Genomic DNA, 15,651 nt, shown 5'->3' on the forward strand with positions numbered 1-15,651 from the left:
AACGCGGCGCAGCCATTACTGCTGCTGCCAACCGATCGTGACATACGCACCGCGCCCCGGCGAGTTATACGAGTAGGCCGTTTCATAGTCCTTGTCGAACAGGTTCTGGATTTGCGCGGTCATGTACCACGCTTTCGTGATGTTGTAGCGCGCCGACAGATTGACGACGCCGTAGCCGCCGAGCTTGCCGCTGCTGTCCTCACGCGGACCGCTCACAATCCACTCGCCGCCGACGCGCCAGTCCGCGATGCTGCGATTCACCGTGAGCGAACCGAAACGCCGCGCGCGTCGCACGAGGTCGACATCGTTGTCGAGGTCGACGGGATTTTGCAGCGTCAGCGACGCGCGCACGTCCGTCTTGCCGACATGTCCGCTCCACGATCCTTCGAGCCCCTGCACCTTCGCGCGGCCGACGTTCTCGGCCAGATAGATGCCGGGCGTCACCTGCGCGTAGTCGATCAGATTCGAATAGCGCGTCTGGAATGCGCTCAGACGCATCACGCCGAGCGCGTTCGACGCGTACTGCAACGCTGCTTCGATCGAGTGGCTGCGCTCCGGCTGGATCGACGGATTGCCGCTGATCGGATAGTACAGATCGTCGAAGCTCGGCGCGCGGAACGAATCCGAATAGCTTGCGGTTGCCTTCCAGTGTTCGGTGATGTCGAAACCGTAGCCGAGATAGTAACTGTTCGCTCCGCCGAAATCGGAGTACTGGTCGCGCCGCACGTTGGCCTGAATCTGGTTGCGCCCGAAGCGTCCCGTATAGCCGACGAAGCCCGAATCGACATGACGGTCGGGCGCGGCGAACGTGTCGGAGTCGAGGCTCTGATCGAGATGCTCGTAGCCGACCTGCAATTTCTGCTGTGCGGCGAACGCGAAATCGTTCTGCCAGGTGTACTGGCGATTGTCGGTATCGAAGCGGCCGTTGTAGATGCCGTTGGTCTTCGACACGCTGCGGTCGTCGCCCTCGGAGACGATGAAGTGCGTGGTCCACCAGTCGGTCAGCTTGCCGTTCGCGAACACCGACGCCTGGCGCACCTTGCTGTACAGGTTGTTCAGATCGGTCGGCACGCCGTACGCGTTGTCGTAACTGTTGTTGCCGTTCGACTGGAAATAGCTGGCGCCCGCGTCCCATTTGTCATTGAACTTGTGACGCAACGACGCCGAGACGCTCTCGTTCAGATAGCCGTTGGCATTCGGGTTGGCGCCGGGTGCCTGCTGTGGATCGAGCGACGAGAAGCCGTCGTCCTTCGACCGCGCGAGCGAAATGCTGAAGGTCGTGCGGCCGTCTTTATCGAGCGCGCCGTTCACGCCCGCCTGCTGCGTCTGCGTGTGATAGCTGCCGTAGCCCACCGAAAAATTGAAACGCGGCGGATGATTACCACCGTCCTTCGTGAACACCTGCACCACGCCGCCGATCGCACCCGATCCGTACAACGCGGACACGTTGCCGTTCACCACTTCGACACGATCGATCTGGTCGAGCGGAATCTGCGCGAGTTGCGGCGCGCCGAGACTCACCGAATCGACGCGCACGCCGTCGATCAGCAACAGCGATTGCGTCGTCGACGCGCCGCGCAAATAGAGGCTCGCCGTCGAACCGGGACCACCCGTACGCGAGATTTGCGCACCGGGCGCGAGTTGCAGCAGGCCGGGCAAGTCGGTCGCGGTGGTGTCGGCGAGATCCTGCTGATCGAACAGCGAGGTCTGCGGGATCGCGTCGGCGAGCGCTTGCGGTCCGCGTTCGGCGGTCACGACGACCGGCGACAAGGTGGTGGATGCCGATGAAGCCGACGACGAATCCGTAGTTTGCGCGTGCACGACGAGCGGCAAACCCGCAAAAACGAACAGCGTCGCGCGGGCGATGGGGGACAACATGAGATGACGATTCCTGTGGATAGCTCGCGCGGCCCGCTTCCCCGCAGGCCGATGCATAACGAAGCGCCCACGCTTTTAACGTTTTCGCGGGGGATGTGCCTCTCCCTCTGGCCGGTATCCGGGCTGACGACGGATCGATCCCGCCTTCCCACGCGTGACGCGCAGTGGCACACTCGCATGTTGAACTTCAGGCACGCGATCAGGATCGACCTGCATGACGAATGCGGTCGCTTACCGTTGCGGGGGCAGCGCAGGTTCGCGCGTTCATCGGATGAACAGCGCGTCCTGCTTCCCGTTTAACTGCGCGCACTGTGGACAAGCGCGCGCGGGCACCAGAGTGCCGGCAGTTTAGGAGCGGCCTCGAAGGGCGTCAAGGAAGGTCAAACCGTGTGCAATCTGTTCTGTTAAGTGCAGGTTATTGTCCGATGGGCGAGTACTTTTTCGTCATACGGTCGAGAAAAGCCTGCACATTGCGCGGTTGTTACGTCTCGAAACGAGACAATTGTCGGAACCTGCAATATTCCGCGCTAAAATGCGATGTCTTTAGAGGACGCAGCACATGCTCACCGAACTCGAATCACTCTCACAGAACATCGGCAAGCTGATTGCGATCAGCCAGCGCCACAATGAAGCGCGGCTCGCGCTCGAAGAGCAGCTCGCCCAATCGCGGGCCGAGGCAGAAGCCACGCGCACGGAACTTGCGATACTGCGCGAAGAGCGCGATACGCTGCAAGCGGAACGCGACGCGCTGTCCGCCAAGATCGACGACGCTCAGGTGCGCCTGAATGCCATTCTCGAGAAACTGCCGCGGGCTCGCACGAGCAGCGAACCGGACAACCAGCTCGATCTGCTCGAGCCCGTTCAGGACGCCGCCGAGGCGGAGAGCGACGTTACCCGCCACGGAGAAAACGCATGACCACCAAGCAGATCGAAGTATCGATTCTCGACGTGCCCTATCGCCTCGCGTGCTCGCCGGAAACGGAAGGCGCGCTGCTCGAAGCGGTCGCACGCGTGGACGCCGAAATGTCGAAGATCCGCAATAACAGCAACGTGCGCGGCACGGATCGCATTGCTGTCATGGCTGCGCTGTCGCTGGCATCGGAACTGCTTAAGCTGCAATCGAGCGTAAGACACGGAGAAGCATTTCCCGCAGAGGAAATCCGGCGTACAATGCATCAAATGAACGAACAACTGGGTACTGTGATTCAGCAGTACAGCATGCAGTAAGTCAGCATCTGTCGGCCGGTCCAGAGATCGGCTGCCGATTCAAACGAAGCGAAGTTAAAAGCATGTGCACGAGCAAGTCTCGGCAAACGTTTGAGTTCTATCGTTTAAGCTTCATCGGTTTAGCTTCCCTGCCTGGTTCGCCAAGGTCATATATTCCTTGAACCAATGCCATGTGCACGGTTGCGGAAATTTGTAGCACGGGTGTGCGCGTCACTCTGTCTGATGTACCCGAAGTGTTGCTAACTGCGACCAATTCTGAACCCCCGGTTCAGGATGCCGGCCTAGCGGCTAAGGCGGGGACCTTATCTAGAACGGCATCGGACTTCGGTTCGATGCCGTTTTTCTTTGTGCGTCCGCTGAATGTCTCGCAGGCTGCGATTTTTTCACATCGTCCAACCTCTAACGTTCAATTCGATTCATGCGCTACTGGCTAATGAAGTCCGAACCGGACGAGGCGAGCATCGACCATCTCGCCCACGCGCCGCATCGCACCCTGCCGTGGACCGGCGTGCGCAATTACCAGGCGCGCAACTTCATGCGCGACATGATGCAGGTCGGCGACGGCGTGCTGTTCTATCACTCGAGCTGTCCCGAGCCCGGCATCGCGGGGCTGGCGGAAGTGTCGTCTACCGTGTACCCCGATCCGACCCAGTTCGACAAAAAGAGCCCGTACTACGACGCGAAATCGTCGCAGGAGACGCCGCGCTGGCTGCTGGTCGATGTGGTGTTCAAGAAGAAGCTCCCGTTGATTCCGCTGGCCACGTTGCGCGAGCATCCGGAGTTGCAGGACATGCGCGTGCTCGCCAAAGGCAATCGCCTGTCGATCACGCCCGTGACCGAAGCCGAGTGGCGCTTCATCACCACACGACTGGTTTGACGAATCAGCGGCGGCTGCGTGAAACGCATCGCGTGGGACGAGACTTCGTGTCTAATGGGCAACGTCAAATTAGGGAACCAAGCTCTGGTTACAAGCGCCTAACAGCCGCACCAATAAGCGCCTCAGCAGCACCAGCAGAATGCACAAGTGAATGGCAAACGCCATGCCATTGGCCAACCACTGCACGGCGTTCGCGCCATTCGTGCACAACCCTGTTCAAGCAAGGAGTCCAGCAATGCCGAATAGAACCGCACGGGCACTCGCACTCGCTCTCGTCTGCACCGCGCCTGTCGTACTCGCACTCACCCCGGCGATGGCTCGCGCACAAGGCGTCATGCAGGCTCAACCGTCGGGCGTCCTGTCGTTGAACGCCCAGGCGAGCGCGGAAGTCCCGCAAGACGTTGTCGATATCACGTTGTTTTACGAGCAGGAAGCGAGCGATCCGTCCGCGCTCACGGCCACGTTGAATCAGCGCGCCGACGCGGCGCTGCAAAAAGCCAAGGGCGTCAGCGGCGTGACGGCCCGCACGGGTTCGTTCGCCATCTTCCCGTCCACCGATCGTGACGGGCGCATTTCCGCGTGGCGCGGCCGCACGGAAGTCGTACTCGAATCGCACGACTTCGCCGCGGCGTCGAAGCTTGCGGGACAAATGGGATCGGTCATGCAGGTCGGCAACGTGCAGTTCTCGCTGTCGCCGGAAGCGCAACGCGCCGCCGAACAGAAGCTGACCGGCGAAGCGATCCGCTCGTTCCGCGAACAGGCGGCGTCGTCGGCGCAGGCGTTCGGCTTCAGCGGCTATTCGATCCGCGAGGTCAACGTGAATCATGGCGGCGTGATGCCGCGTCCGATGATGATGATGAGCGCACGCGCAATGAGCGCCGACGCGAAGACGATGGCGCCGATGCCGCTCGAAGGCGGCACGTCGACGGTGACGGTCAACGTGTCGGGTTCGGTGCAGATGAAGTAACGCGCACCGCTTGTGCGTTAAACACCTCCGCTGCAAAAGAAAACGCCACGGCATGCCGTGGCGTTTTTCATGAGGCGCTCGCTACGATAACCGTAGCGCTCAGCTCGCGCGGACCGCCTGCGCCGGTTCACGGCGCGCACGGCGATACGACCACACCAGCATGCCGATCCCGACGAGGATCATCGGCAGCGACAGCCATTGACCCATCGACAGGCCCATCGCAAGCAGCCCGAGGAAATCGTCCGGCTCACGCGCGAACTCGACCGTGAAGCGCGCGAGACCGTAGCCGATCAGGAACACCGCCGAAATCGCGCCGAGCGGCTTCGGTTTGCGCGCGAAGAAGAACAGCACGAAGAACAGCGCGACGCCTTCGAGCGCGATCTCATACAGCTCCGACGGATGGCGCGGCAGCATGTGATATTGCGCGAACACGTCGTTCAGATGCCATTGCGCGGCCAGTTGCGGATGCGCGGCGAGCCATGCGGCGTCGTCGGGGGCGGCGCCGGGAAACAGCATCGCCCACGGCGCGGACGGATCGGTCACGCGGCCCCACAACTCGCCGTTGATGAAATTGCCGAGCCGCCCCGCCGCGAGCCCGGTAGGCACCATCGGCGCGACGAAGTCGGTGACCTGCAACCACGAGCGTTTGCGCTGATACGCGAACAGCACCATCGCCAGCGTCACGCCGAGGAAGCCGCCGTGAAACGACATACCGCCCTCCCACACCTTGAAGATGTCGAGCGGATGCGCGAAATAAAAGCTCGCCTTGTAGAACAGCACGTAGCCGAGCCGGCCGCCGACGATCGTCCCTAGCACGCCGTAGAACAGCATGTCGTCGATATCCTTGACGGTCCAGCCTTGCGCGGCAACGAACGGCAAACGCAGCCGCAGCCGGCCGACGACGATCGCCGCGACGAACGCGACGAGGTACATCAGTCCATACCAGCGCACTGCGAGCGGCCCCAGATGAATGGCTACGGGGTCGAAATTCGGATGAATGAGCATCGTGTTGTTATGGGCAGTTCAGGTTCAGAAGCGGGGTTGGTGTAATCGGTTTGCGGGGGCGGCCGGCGGTTTGCGCACCTTCGCGCACTACGCTCACACCGTCGGCGCATGCGTTGGACGGTACAAGCCGCGATGCGTTCGCGGCGCCGCCGCTAGACAGGCGACGCGCCGGACTGCGCGTCGACGCTGGCGGCGTGAGCCCGCACGATGTCGATGAAACCGGCCAGCACCGGACTCACCTCGTCCGTACGCCACACCAGTCCGGTCTCGATCGCGGGCACCGACTCGGACAGCGGCCGGTACACGACGCCCGTGCGGCGCAGATTACGCAACGATTGCGGCACCAGCGCGACGCCCATGCCGGCCGACACCAGGCTCACGATCGTCTGCATCTGGATCGCTTCCTGGCCGAGCCGCGGTGCGAAGCCCGCCACGCCGTAGCAATCCATAATGATGTCATAAAAGCCTGGCGCCAGACGTCTGGGGAAGATCACGAGTGGCGTGTCGGCGACCTCGCGCAGGCTGATCGGCGTGTCGAGCCACTCGGCGCGCGGGTCGGTGGCCGACCCGGCGGCGCTGCTCACCCGCCCGGCCATGTCCGTCGACATCGCGATCACCAGCGGCTCGCGCGCGATCGGCAGCCACGACAGCTGCGCGGCGTGGCGCGTCGGCAGCGGCGCGATCACGAGGCCGGCATCGATGCGCCCGGCCGCCAGTTCGTCCAGTTGCACGTCGCTCGTGGCCTCGGTCAATTCGAGCCGCACTCGCGGATAACGCGCGCCGAAATCGCGCAGCAGCGGCGGCAACAAGCCGTAGTCGGCGGTCGAAACGAACGCCAGCGACAACACCCCCGTCTCGCCGCGCGCGAGGCTCTGCGCGAGCGGCCGCAAGCCCTCGGCGCTCGCCAGCAGGCGCCGCACCTCGGGCAGCAGATCGGCGCCCACGGACGTGAGCTCGACCGACCGCTTGGTGCGCGCGAACAGCTCGACGCCGAGCGTCTCTTCGAGCGCGCGGATCGCTTGCGACAAAGGCGGCTGCGTCATCGACAGGCGCGCGGCCGCGCGCCCGAAGTGCTTCTCTTCGGCGACGGTGACGAAATAGCGCAACTGGCGGAGATCGGGAACGGCAGACTGCATCATTGATACATTTTACGACCTAATCAAGCGCAAATAATATATTGGACACGCAGTTTGCAAAACCGCATCCTTGCTCGACGCCGCGAACTACACTGAACTGACGCACCGGCAGGATGCCGCCCAACGCCTCGGCGTTGCCGCCGCAGCCGCTGAAGACGGCGCCAGCGCAGTGAGCACCACCCACCCGGCTATTCCCGGCAACCCCGCGCGGCGCGGCTCAAAACAAAACAGATTGGAGATTCCCCATGGCATACAACCGTCGTTCGAAGAACATCACGCAAGGCGTGGCGCGCTCGCCGAACCGCTCGATGTACTACGCGCTCGGCTACGAGAAAGACGATTTCGACAAGCCGATGATCGGCATCGCCAACGGCCACTCGACCATCACGCCATGCAACGCCGGCCTGCAGCGTCTGGCCGACGCGGCGGTCGTCGCGGTCAAGCGCGCCGACGCGAATCCGCAGATCTTCGGCACGCCGACGATCTCGGACGGCATGTCGATGGGCACCGAAGGCATGAAGTACTCGCTCGTGTCGCGCGAAGTCATCGCCGACTGCATCGAGACCTGCGTGCAGGGCCAATGGATGGACGGCGTGGTCGTGATCGGCGGCTGCGACAAGAACATGCCGGGCGGCATGATCGGCCTCGCGCGGATGAACGTGCCGGGCATCTACGTGTACGGCGGCACGATCCGCCCGGGCAACTGGAAGGGCACGGACCTGACCATCGTGTCGTCGTTCGAAGCGGTCGGCGAATTCACGGCGGGCCGGATGTCGCAGGAAGATTTCGAAGGGATCGAAAAGAATGCGTGCCCGTCCACGGGTTCGTGCGGCGGCATGTACACCGCCAACACGATGAGCTCGTCGTTCGAGGCGCTCGGCATGTCGCTGCTGTATTCATCGACGATGGCCAATCCGGACCAGGAAAAGGTCGACTCGGCGGCCGAGTCCGCGCGCGTGCTGGTCGAAGCGGTCAAGAAGGACCTGAAGCCGCGCGACATCATCACGAAGAAGTCGATCGAAAACGCCGTCGCGCTGATCATGGCAACCGGCGGCTCGACCAATGCCGTGCTGCACTATCTGGCGATCGCGCACGCGGCCGAAGTGGAATGGTCGATCGAGGACTTCGAGCGCATGCGCAAGAAAGTGCCGGTGATCTGCAATCTGAAGCCGTCGGGCCAGTACGTGGCCACCGATCTGCACAAGGCCGGCGGCATCCCGCAAGTGATGAAGATCCTGCTCGACGCCGGTCTGCTGCACGGCGACTGCATCACGATCACCGGCAGGACGCTGGCCGAGGAACTGAAGGACGTACCGTCCAAACCGCGCGCCGATCAGCAGGTGATCTTTCCGATCGAGAAGGCGCTGTACAAGGAAGGCCACCTCGCGATCCTGAAGGGCAACCTGGCCGTCGACGGTGCGGTCGCCAAGATCACCGGCCTGAAGAACCCGGTCATCACCGGCCCCGCGCGCGTGTTCGACGACGAACAAAGCGCGCTGGAAGCGATTCTGGCCGACAGGATTGTCGCCGGCGACGTGGTCGTGTTGCGCTACCTTGGCCCGAAGGGCGGCCCCGGGATGCCGGAGATGCTTGCGCCGACTTCGGCGATCATCGGCAAGGGTCTCGGCGAAAGCGTCGGCCTCATCACCGATGGCCGCTTCTCGGGCGGCACGTGGGGCATGGTGGTCGGCCACGTCGCGCCGGAAGCGTTCGTGGGCGGCACGATCGGGCTCGTGCAGGAAGGCGACTCGATCACGATCGACGCGCACAAGCTGCTGCTGCAACTGAACGTCGACGACGCCGAATTGCAGCGCCGCCGCGACGCATGGCAACAACCGAAGCCGCGTTATACGCGCGGCGTGCTGGCGAAGTATTTTGCGCTGGCGCTGCCGGCGAACAAGGGTGCGGTGACCGGCTGACGCGCGGCGCAGTGCATGGGCGCACGCACATAAATCCGTTTTCAGGGGACGGCCGGGATCGCACTCGCCAGCGGCAAATTGCCTGACAGCGCTACGTCAAAGCGTCAAGGGGCGCACGGGAAACCGTGCGCCCCTTTCCTTTTATAATGCTCGCACCACGAGTCGGGCACCTGCACCGACGGAGACCACAATGAAATCAATGTCGTATGCAGCGGTCGCAGCAGCCGTCATGCTTGGCGCCATATCGAGCGCCAGCAGTCCGGCTGCGCACGCCGAGGCCGCCGCCGGTCTCGCGTTGGCCCAGCAGCAGAACTGCATGAGTTGCCATTCGGTCACGCGTTCCTTCATGGGACCCGCGCTGCACGAAGTCGCGGCGAAATATGCCGGACGCGAAGACGCCGCCATTTATCTGAAGCACAAGATTCTGGATGGCAGCACGGGCGTGTGGGGGCCGGTGCCGATGCCCGCGAATACCCAGCTCACACCCGATCAGGCGGCCACGCTGGCGGCCTGGGTGCTGACGCTCAAATGAAAACGGGCGCCTCGCTGAAGGCGCCCGCCACGAGCGTCCATCTGGACGCCGCCTTACACGTTTAACCGACGACGATCAGGCGCGTGCCCTCAGCCGTGGCCCGCGCGCCGCGCGATCTCTTCTTCCACCGCTTCGCGCACCCAGCCGGTCATTTCGGTTTCGAGCGTCAACGCCACTTCGCGCGTGATCTGGCTCACGAGCAACGTGCTGTGCTCCTGCAACGCATCGCGGCAACGCGCTTCGATGATGCCGCGTCCGTCGCCCGTCAGGAAACCCGCGAAGCGTCCGCGCAGACGTTCGGCGATGGCATCGGCGTCGAGAGCCGGCTGCGACGGCACGGCGGTCGCCGTTTCATGAGCGACGGGAGCGACGTCAGGCGGCACGATCGTGCCCGCTTCGAGCGGCGCGGCCGGTTCGGTGCGATCGAACACGCCCGGCGATACGTGCGCGTGCTCGTCTTGCGCATGGCGCGCTTCGCCGCCATGATGCAGCCGCGAGCGCTTCTTCAGAGGGGCGTGCTCTACCGCATGCAGCAGCGCAGGCTCTGCCGGATGCGCAGCTTGAGAGGCGGAAGTCAAAGGTTCAGGCGCAACAGCGGGTTCGTGCGCAGTTGCGGGCTCCGTGGCATGCGCTGGCTCAGGGACAAGAACCGGCTCCGGCGAGCGCATCTGCTCGGGCGCCAACACCGGCTGCGGCGCCAGTACAGGCTCCTGCGCCAAGCGGGGTTCGTCCACCTGCGCCGGTTGTTGCGGCGCGAGCAGGGGCTCCGCCTTGAAACTGGGCTCCCTCGGCAGCTCGGGTTCGAGCGACGCCGGCTGGGCCCCCGCCCCTTCGCGTGTCTGGGCGGCGCGGCCCGGCACGAGAACCTCGTGCAGAACCGGAATCGAATTATCGTTGGGATCGGACACGTGCACTCTCCGTGTTTGAGTCGAAGCCGAAGCAGGCCGCCCGCTCGCCGCATCCGTCGGTTGTGCGCCGCGGACACGACGAATACAACACGACACGACGCGGGCGGAATAAAGCCTAGCTGCCTTGCTTGTAGTTGTTCAAAGCATAGCCGCGATCGCGATAGAAGCGATAACGCTCGCGGCCCGCAATGAGCTCGTCCTGTGCGTTACCGACCACTTCCAGCAATCTTTCGAAGCGCGCGAATTGCGCCGGCACCGTCGCGCCGAGATTGAGCAGCACCTGATGATGCGGCACGTCGTCGAGCGTCGTGGCCAGCACGATCGGCGTTTGGGCGGCGAGCGGCGTGCCCGCCATGCAGTGCGGCACGAAGTCGAGCGGTGAGAAGGTCCACAGCTGCTCGTCGAAGGCCCGCAGGCGCGCGGGCTCGGCCAGCACGATGGTCGGCTGGCCCGCCTGATACGCCTTGCGGATCAGGCGGCACGCATACAGCAGCGAGTCGCCGACGTTCGAGTGAAAATCGATTCTCGTCATCGGCGGCTCTTCCCTTCTTCTGCCATTGCGTTCGTTACTGCGCCCGCAGGCTTACTGCAATGCGTCATTGTGCGGCGCGACCGTCCGCGGCCCGGTCGATCAAAAACTGCGCGAGCAACGGCACCGGACGGCCGGTGGCGCCCTTCGCCGCGCCGCTCTTCCACGCGGTGCCGGCAATGTCCAGATGCGCCCAGGGATAAGCGTCGGTGAAGCGCGACAGGAAGCACGCCGCCGTGACGCTGCCCGCCGGCCGGCCGCCGATGTTCGCGATATCCGCGAAATTTGACTTCAGCTGGTCCTGATACTCGTCGTCGAGCGGCAGACGCCAGGCCGGGTCGGATGCTTCGCGCGATGCGTCCAGCAATTCGCCCGCGAGCGCGTCGTCTTTCGAGAACAGGCCGCTGTTGTGATGGCCCAAAGCGATGATGCACGCGCCCGTGAGCGTGGCGATGTCGATCACCGCGGCCGGCTTGAAGCGCTCCGCATAAGTGAGTGCGTCGCACAGGATCAGGCGACCTTCGGCGTCCGTGTTCAGCACTTCGATCGTCAGCCCCTTCATGCTGGTGACGATGTCGCCCGGCTTGGTCGCGGTGGCCGACGGCATGTTCTCGACCGCCGGAATGATGCCGACCACGTTGATCTTCAGGCCCATTTCGGCGACCGTGCGCAACGTGCCCAGCACCGAGCCGGCGCCGCACATGTCGTACTTCATCTCGTCCATGCCTTCGCCCGGCTTCAGCGAAATGCCGCCAGTGTCGAACGTGACGCCCTTGCCAACCAGCACCACCGGCGCGGCCTTCGCGGCGCCGCCCTGGTACTGCAGCACGATGAACTGCGCCGGTTCGACCGAGCCCGCCGTGACCGACAGGAACGAGCCCATCTTCAGCGCCTCGCACTGCTTTTCGCCGAGCACTTCGACCTTCAGCTTCCAGTCTTTCGCGAGCTTCTTCGCGGTGTTCGCGAGGTAGGTCGGCGTGCAGACGTTGCTCGGCAGGTTGCCGAGGTCGCGCGTGAGGTCCATGCCGTTGGCGAGCGCGGCGCCCTGCTTGGCGGCCAGCTTGGCGGCCTTCTCGTCGCCGGTGTTCACGCTGAAGACGATGCGCTTCAATGCGCGCGCCGAGTTGTCCGGCTTACTCTTCATCTGCGTGAACTTGTAGGTCAGCTCGCGCAGCGCGAGGATCGCGGCGCGCACGCCCCAATCGGTGGTGCGTTCGAGCACCGGCAACTGGGCGAGCGTGAAGGTGACCTGGACGATCTTGGTGGGCAGCAACGCGCGCCACGCGGCCCGCACGGCGTCGCCGTAGGCTTTCTGGCTGAAGGCATCCTGCTTGCCGAGGCCGACCAGCAGCACGCGCGACGCGCCGATGCCCGATACTTCGTGCAGGAACAGCGTGGTGCCGGCCTTGCCGTCCATGTCGCCCGCCTTGATGATGCGGGTCAACAGGCCGCGAGTGGCCTCGTCGATCTCAAGCGCCGCGCCCGAGAGCGTTTGCGACTCGAACACACCGATTACGATGCAATCGGATTTCCCGGTCAGGAAACCGTTTGACGAGCCTTTGGTCCAATCACAGGCTTTTATGCTAAAGTCCATCGCGCTTGTCCTCGGATAAAATCTGGGCTTAGGATGAAAGCCGCAATTATCCGCTATTTTTCCCGCGGCGGCTGCACCGGAGGCGTGACGGGAAGCAACCCGCGCGTCACTGAGAGCGCCCCCTCTCGTCATCAATAATGATCTTCGAACGCTCCCTCCAGCGCGAACTCGCGTATACGGCTGGTGCCGTGTTCATGGTTCTCCTCACGCTCGTGCTGACGACGATGATGATCCGCATCGTCGGCTTCGCGGCCCAGGGCGAGATCGACCCGCGCGACGTGCTGGTCCTGATCGGCCTCACCGTGATCGGCTATCTGGCGATCATGCTCGTCGCGACCCTGTTCGTGTCGATCCTGTTCGTCCTTACCCGTTGGTACAAAGACTCCGAGATGGTCGTGTGGCTGTCCTCGGGAGTCAGCCTGACGCAATTCATCAAGCCAATCGGTATTTTTGCCACGCCGATCATCATCCTCATCATGTTCTTCGTGTTCGTCGGCTGGCCGTGGTCGAACCAGCAGAGCAAGCTGATCCGCGCGCGCTTCCAGCAACGCGACGAGGTCTCGCTGCTCGCGCCGGGGCAGTTCCGCGAATCGGCTGCGAGCTACCGCGTGTTCTTCATCGAAAAGATGTCGCCCGACCAGGGGCAGGTGGAGAACGTGTTCGTGACCAGCACGGAAGGCGGCAAGGTCAACGTGGTGGTGTCGAAGTTCGGCCATACCGAAACGCACAAGAACGGCGACCGCTTCGTCGTGCTGGAGAACGGCCGCCGCTATGATGGCGAGCCGGGCCACCCCGACTTCCGCATCATGGAGTTCGAGCGTTACGGGGTGAAGATCCAGAGCCAGCCGGTCGTCAATACGCCGACCACCACCGGCACGCCCACGCTCACGCTGCTGCGCAACCCGACCAACGACAACCTCGCCGAATTCGCGTGGCGCGCGGGCCTGCCGCTGATCGCGATCAACCTGATGCTGCTAGCGATTCCGCTTGCGCATCAGAACCCGCGCCGCAGCCGCACGATCAATCTGGTCATGGCCGTGCTGATCTACCTCACGTATTCGAATCTGCTGAACGTGGTGCAGTCGTGGATCGAGCAAGGGAAGATGTCGTTCCCGGTCGGGCTCGTGATCCTGCACGTCATCGTGGCGGCGATCGTCGCGTTCATTTTCTGGCTGCGCGTGCGCAACCGTCCGCTCTTCACGCGGGCGATGTTCAGCCGTTCGCAGGGAGCCTGACCGATGCGCATCTATGAAAGATATTTCGCGCGTCAGATTTATCTCACGTTCATCTTTATTCTGTTTGCGTTCTCGGGTCTGTTCTTCTTCTTCGACCTGATCAACGAACTGAATTCGGTCGGCCACGGCAACTACAAGTTCCAGTACGCGGTGATGCGCGTCGCGCTGCAAACGCCGTCGCGCTTCTACGAAATCATTCCGGTCGCCGCGTTGATCAGCGCGATCTACGTGTTCGCGCAGATGGCGGCGAATTCCGAGTACACGATTTTCCGTGTATCGGGCCTCGCGACCAATCAGGCGTTGCGCTCGCTGATGAAGATCGGCATTCCGCTCGTGTTCCTCACGTATCTGATCGGCGAAGTGGTCGGCCCGTACACGGATCAGCTGTCGGAGCGGGTGCGGCTCGAGGCGCTGGGTTCGTCGGTGTCGAGCAACTTTCAGTCAGGCGTGTGGGTGAAGGACACGCTGACCGCGCGCGCGGACGGCGAGCAGGTGACCCGCTTCGTGAACGTCGGCGAGTTGAAGCCCGACGCGACGATCGCCAACGTGCGGATTTACGAGTTCGATTCGAAGTTCCGGCTGTCGAATGTGCGTACCGCGCAGAGCGGTCGTTATCAGCCGCCGGGGCATTGGCAACTGACGGGCGTGACCGACACGCAACTGATCGACGTGCCCCCTCCCCCGGGCACGCCGGCCGATGCGCTGAATCCGGTGTATCGCGCGAAGCAGGTGTCGTTGCCGGAGTATTCGCTGCGCTCGGAATTGACGCCGCAGATTCTGTCGGTGCTGCTGGTGTCGCCGGATCGGATGTCGATGTTCAATCTGTTCCGCTATATCCAGCATTTGACCGAGAATCATCAGGACACGCAGCGGTATGAAATCGCGTTGTGGCGTAAGCTGCTTTATCCGTTTGCGGTGTTCGTGATGCTGGTGTTGTCGCTGCCGTTTGCGTATTTGCATACGCGGGCTGGGGTCGTCGGGGTGAAGGTGTTTGGCGGGATCATGCTCGGGATGAGCTTTCAGCTGTTCAATACGCTGTTCTCGCATATCGGCACCTTGAATACCTGGCCTGCGCCGTTGACTGCGGCTACGCCTGGCCTGGTTTATCTGGTGCTTGGGTTGGTCGGGTTGAAGTGGGTTGACCGGCATTAGGGGCTATCGTCATGGCTACGCATGGGTTGGTTTTGTTTGGGCATGGCGCAAGGGATGTGCGGTGGCGGGAGCCGTTTGAAAGGCTCGCCGATAAGTTGCGCGGGGCGCCGGTTTCTGGTGATGTGGCGCGGCCTGTGGTGTTGGCGTTTCTTGAGTTGATGGAGCCGGACTTGCCTACGGCTGTTGGGGAGCTTGCTGCCCAGGGGTGTGATCTGATTACTGTCGTGCCTGTTTTTTTTGGGCAAGGTGGGCATGTCAGGAAGGATCTGCCTGAGATCATCGAGCGGTGTCGGGCGTTGTACCCTGCTCTTGGGATTAAATGCGCTGTCGCTGTTGGTGAGGATGAGTCTGTTCTCGACGCCGTCGCGCAGTATTGCTTGCGGCAGGTTTGATCCTTGGTTTGTCTTTTGCAGCGCTTTGTCTGTGTTCCCAGGGTGTTGGCTTTTCCTTGTTTTCACGGTGGTCTATTGGCGTTGCCCCTGTGCGGGGCGGCACCTACTTTCTTTGCATGCCGCAAAGAAAGTAGGCAAAGAAAGCGGCCTTACACCGCTAACTCTTAAGCGGGTCCCCTGGCTTGGAGGGGGTAGCGGTTCATCTGGAATCCGTGCTCTCGCACATTCCACCCCCGTGACAAAGCAGTCATTCTTCCGGCGACGCTGCGCGCGCCGTCACGGTCGTTCATCAAACATCCA

At 63.0% G+C, this 15,651-nt stretch carries 15 protein-coding genes, 1 other RNA gene and 1 riboswitch; of the genes, 10 read left to right on the forward strand and 6 right to left on the reverse strand.

Features of this window, described 5'->3' with window-relative positions:
- Positions 1-15 precede the first annotated feature (15 nt).
- Positions 16-1,878: a TonB-dependent receptor domain-containing protein gene (locus BGI01S_RS20000; protein WP_042327722.1), complete on the reverse strand. Its 1,863-nt coding sequence runs from the start codon at positions 1,876-1,878 to the stop codon at positions 16-18.
- A gap of 92 nt (positions 1,879-1,970) precedes the next feature.
- Positions 1,971-2,230, reverse strand: a riboswitch (cobalamin riboswitch).
- 207 nt (positions 2,231-2,437) lie between these two features.
- Between BGI01S_RS20000 and BGI01S_RS20010 the strand changes: the two genes are divergently transcribed.
- The 5 genes from BGI01S_RS20010 (at position 2,438) to BGI01S_RS20025 (ending at position 4,949) form a co-directional block, all read left to right on the forward strand.
- On the forward strand, positions 2,438-2,794 hold the full coding sequence (locus tag BGI01S_RS20010) for an ATPase (protein WP_042327724.1): 357 nt from the start codon (positions 2,438-2,440) through the stop codon (positions 2,792-2,794).
- Complete coding sequence (locus BGI01S_RS20015; RefSeq protein ID WP_042327725.1) at positions 2,791-3,105, forward strand: cell division protein ZapA; 315 nt, start codon at positions 2,791-2,793, stop codon at positions 3,103-3,105. The genes BGI01S_RS20010 and BGI01S_RS20015 overlap by 4 nt, the downstream gene beginning before the upstream one ends.
- A gap of 122 nt (positions 3,106-3,227) precedes the next feature.
- A non-coding RNA gene (gene ssrS / locus BGI01S_RS29120) (6S RNA) lies at positions 3,228-3,409 on the forward strand.
- A gap of 114 nt (positions 3,410-3,523) precedes the next feature.
- The gene (locus BGI01S_RS20020; protein WP_042327726.1) at positions 3,524-3,982 is read left to right on the forward strand and encodes an EVE domain-containing protein; all 459 of its coding nucleotides are present in this window, start codon (positions 3,524-3,526) and stop codon (positions 3,980-3,982) included.
- A gap of 235 nt (positions 3,983-4,217) precedes the next feature.
- Positions 4,218-4,949, forward strand: a complete 732-nt coding sequence (locus tag BGI01S_RS20025) for an SIMPL domain-containing protein (protein ID WP_042327727.1) — start codon at positions 4,218-4,220, stop codon at positions 4,947-4,949.
- A gap of 99 nt (positions 4,950-5,048) precedes the next feature.
- On the opposite strand, the gene lgt is transcribed toward BGI01S_RS20025, so the two are convergent.
- The gene (lgt, locus tag BGI01S_RS20030; RefSeq protein WP_042327728.1) at positions 5,049-5,954 is read right to left on the reverse strand and encodes a prolipoprotein diacylglyceryl transferase; all 906 of its coding nucleotides are present in this window, start codon (positions 5,952-5,954) and stop codon (positions 5,049-5,051) included.
- A gap of 152 nt (positions 5,955-6,106) precedes the next feature.
- On the reverse strand, positions 6,107-7,090 hold the full coding sequence (locus BGI01S_RS20035; protein WP_042327758.1) for a LysR family transcriptional regulator: 984 nt from the start codon (positions 7,088-7,090) through the stop codon (positions 6,107-6,109).
- Between the two features lie 245 nt (positions 7,091-7,335).
- Here BGI01S_RS20035 and ilvD point away from each other — a divergent pair, with 245 nt between their 5' ends.
- Positions 7,336-9,009: a dihydroxy-acid dehydratase gene (gene ilvD, locus BGI01S_RS20040; RefSeq protein ID WP_042327729.1), complete on the forward strand. Its 1,674-nt coding sequence runs from the start codon at positions 7,336-7,338 to the stop codon at positions 9,007-9,009.
- Between the two features lie 190 nt (positions 9,010-9,199).
- Complete coding sequence (locus tag BGI01S_RS20045) at positions 9,200-9,541, forward strand: c-type cytochrome (protein ID WP_042327730.1); 342 nt, start codon at positions 9,200-9,202, stop codon at positions 9,539-9,541.
- 89 nt (positions 9,542-9,630) lie between these two features.
- On the opposite strand, the gene BGI01S_RS20050 is transcribed toward BGI01S_RS20045, so the two are convergent.
- The 3 genes from BGI01S_RS20050 to BGI01S_RS20060 form a co-directional block, all read right to left on the reverse strand.
- Entirely contained in the window at positions 9,631-10,449 is an 819-nt protein-coding gene (locus BGI01S_RS20050) for a DUF2486 family protein (RefSeq protein WP_042327731.1), read from the reverse strand.
- 115 nt (positions 10,450-10,564) lie between these two features.
- The gene (locus tag BGI01S_RS20055) at positions 10,565-10,981 is read right to left on the reverse strand and encodes a DNA polymerase III subunit chi (RefSeq protein WP_042327732.1); all 417 of its coding nucleotides are present in this window, start codon (positions 10,979-10,981) and stop codon (positions 10,565-10,567) included.
- Positions 10,982-11,045: 64 nt separating this feature from the next.
- On the reverse strand, positions 11,046-12,572 hold the full coding sequence (locus BGI01S_RS20060; protein ID WP_042327733.1) for a leucyl aminopeptidase: 1,527 nt from the start codon (positions 12,570-12,572) through the stop codon (positions 11,046-11,048).
- A 137-nt stretch (positions 12,573-12,709) separates the two neighbouring features.
- On the opposite strand from BGI01S_RS20060, the gene lptF reads away from it, so the two are divergent.
- Genes lptF through BGI01S_RS20075 form a run of 3 tightly spaced genes read left to right on the forward strand, consistent with a single transcriptional unit; the run spans position 12,710 to position 15,351 of the window.
- Positions 12,710-13,807: an LPS export ABC transporter permease LptF gene (gene lptF, locus BGI01S_RS20065; protein ID WP_042327734.1), complete on the forward strand. Its 1,098-nt coding sequence runs from the start codon at positions 12,710-12,712 to the stop codon at positions 13,805-13,807.
- A 3-nt stretch (positions 13,808-13,810) separates the two neighbouring features.
- The gene (lptG, locus tag BGI01S_RS20070; RefSeq protein ID WP_042327735.1) at positions 13,811-14,959 is read left to right on the forward strand and encodes an LPS export ABC transporter permease LptG; all 1,149 of its coding nucleotides are present in this window, start codon (positions 13,811-13,813) and stop codon (positions 14,957-14,959) included.
- An 11-nt stretch (positions 14,960-14,970) separates the two neighbouring features.
- Positions 14,971-15,351, forward strand: coding sequence for a sirohydrochlorin chelatase (locus BGI01S_RS20075; protein ID WP_042327737.1), 381 nt, complete (start codon positions 14,971-14,973; stop codon positions 15,349-15,351).
- Positions 15,352-15,651: the final 300 nt, after the last annotated feature.

The sequence above is a fragment of the Paraburkholderia ginsengisoli NBRC 100965 genome, from assembly GCF_000739735.1.
GTDB classification, from domain to species: Bacteria; Pseudomonadota; Gammaproteobacteria; order Burkholderiales; family Burkholderiaceae; genus Paraburkholderia; species Paraburkholderia ginsengisoli.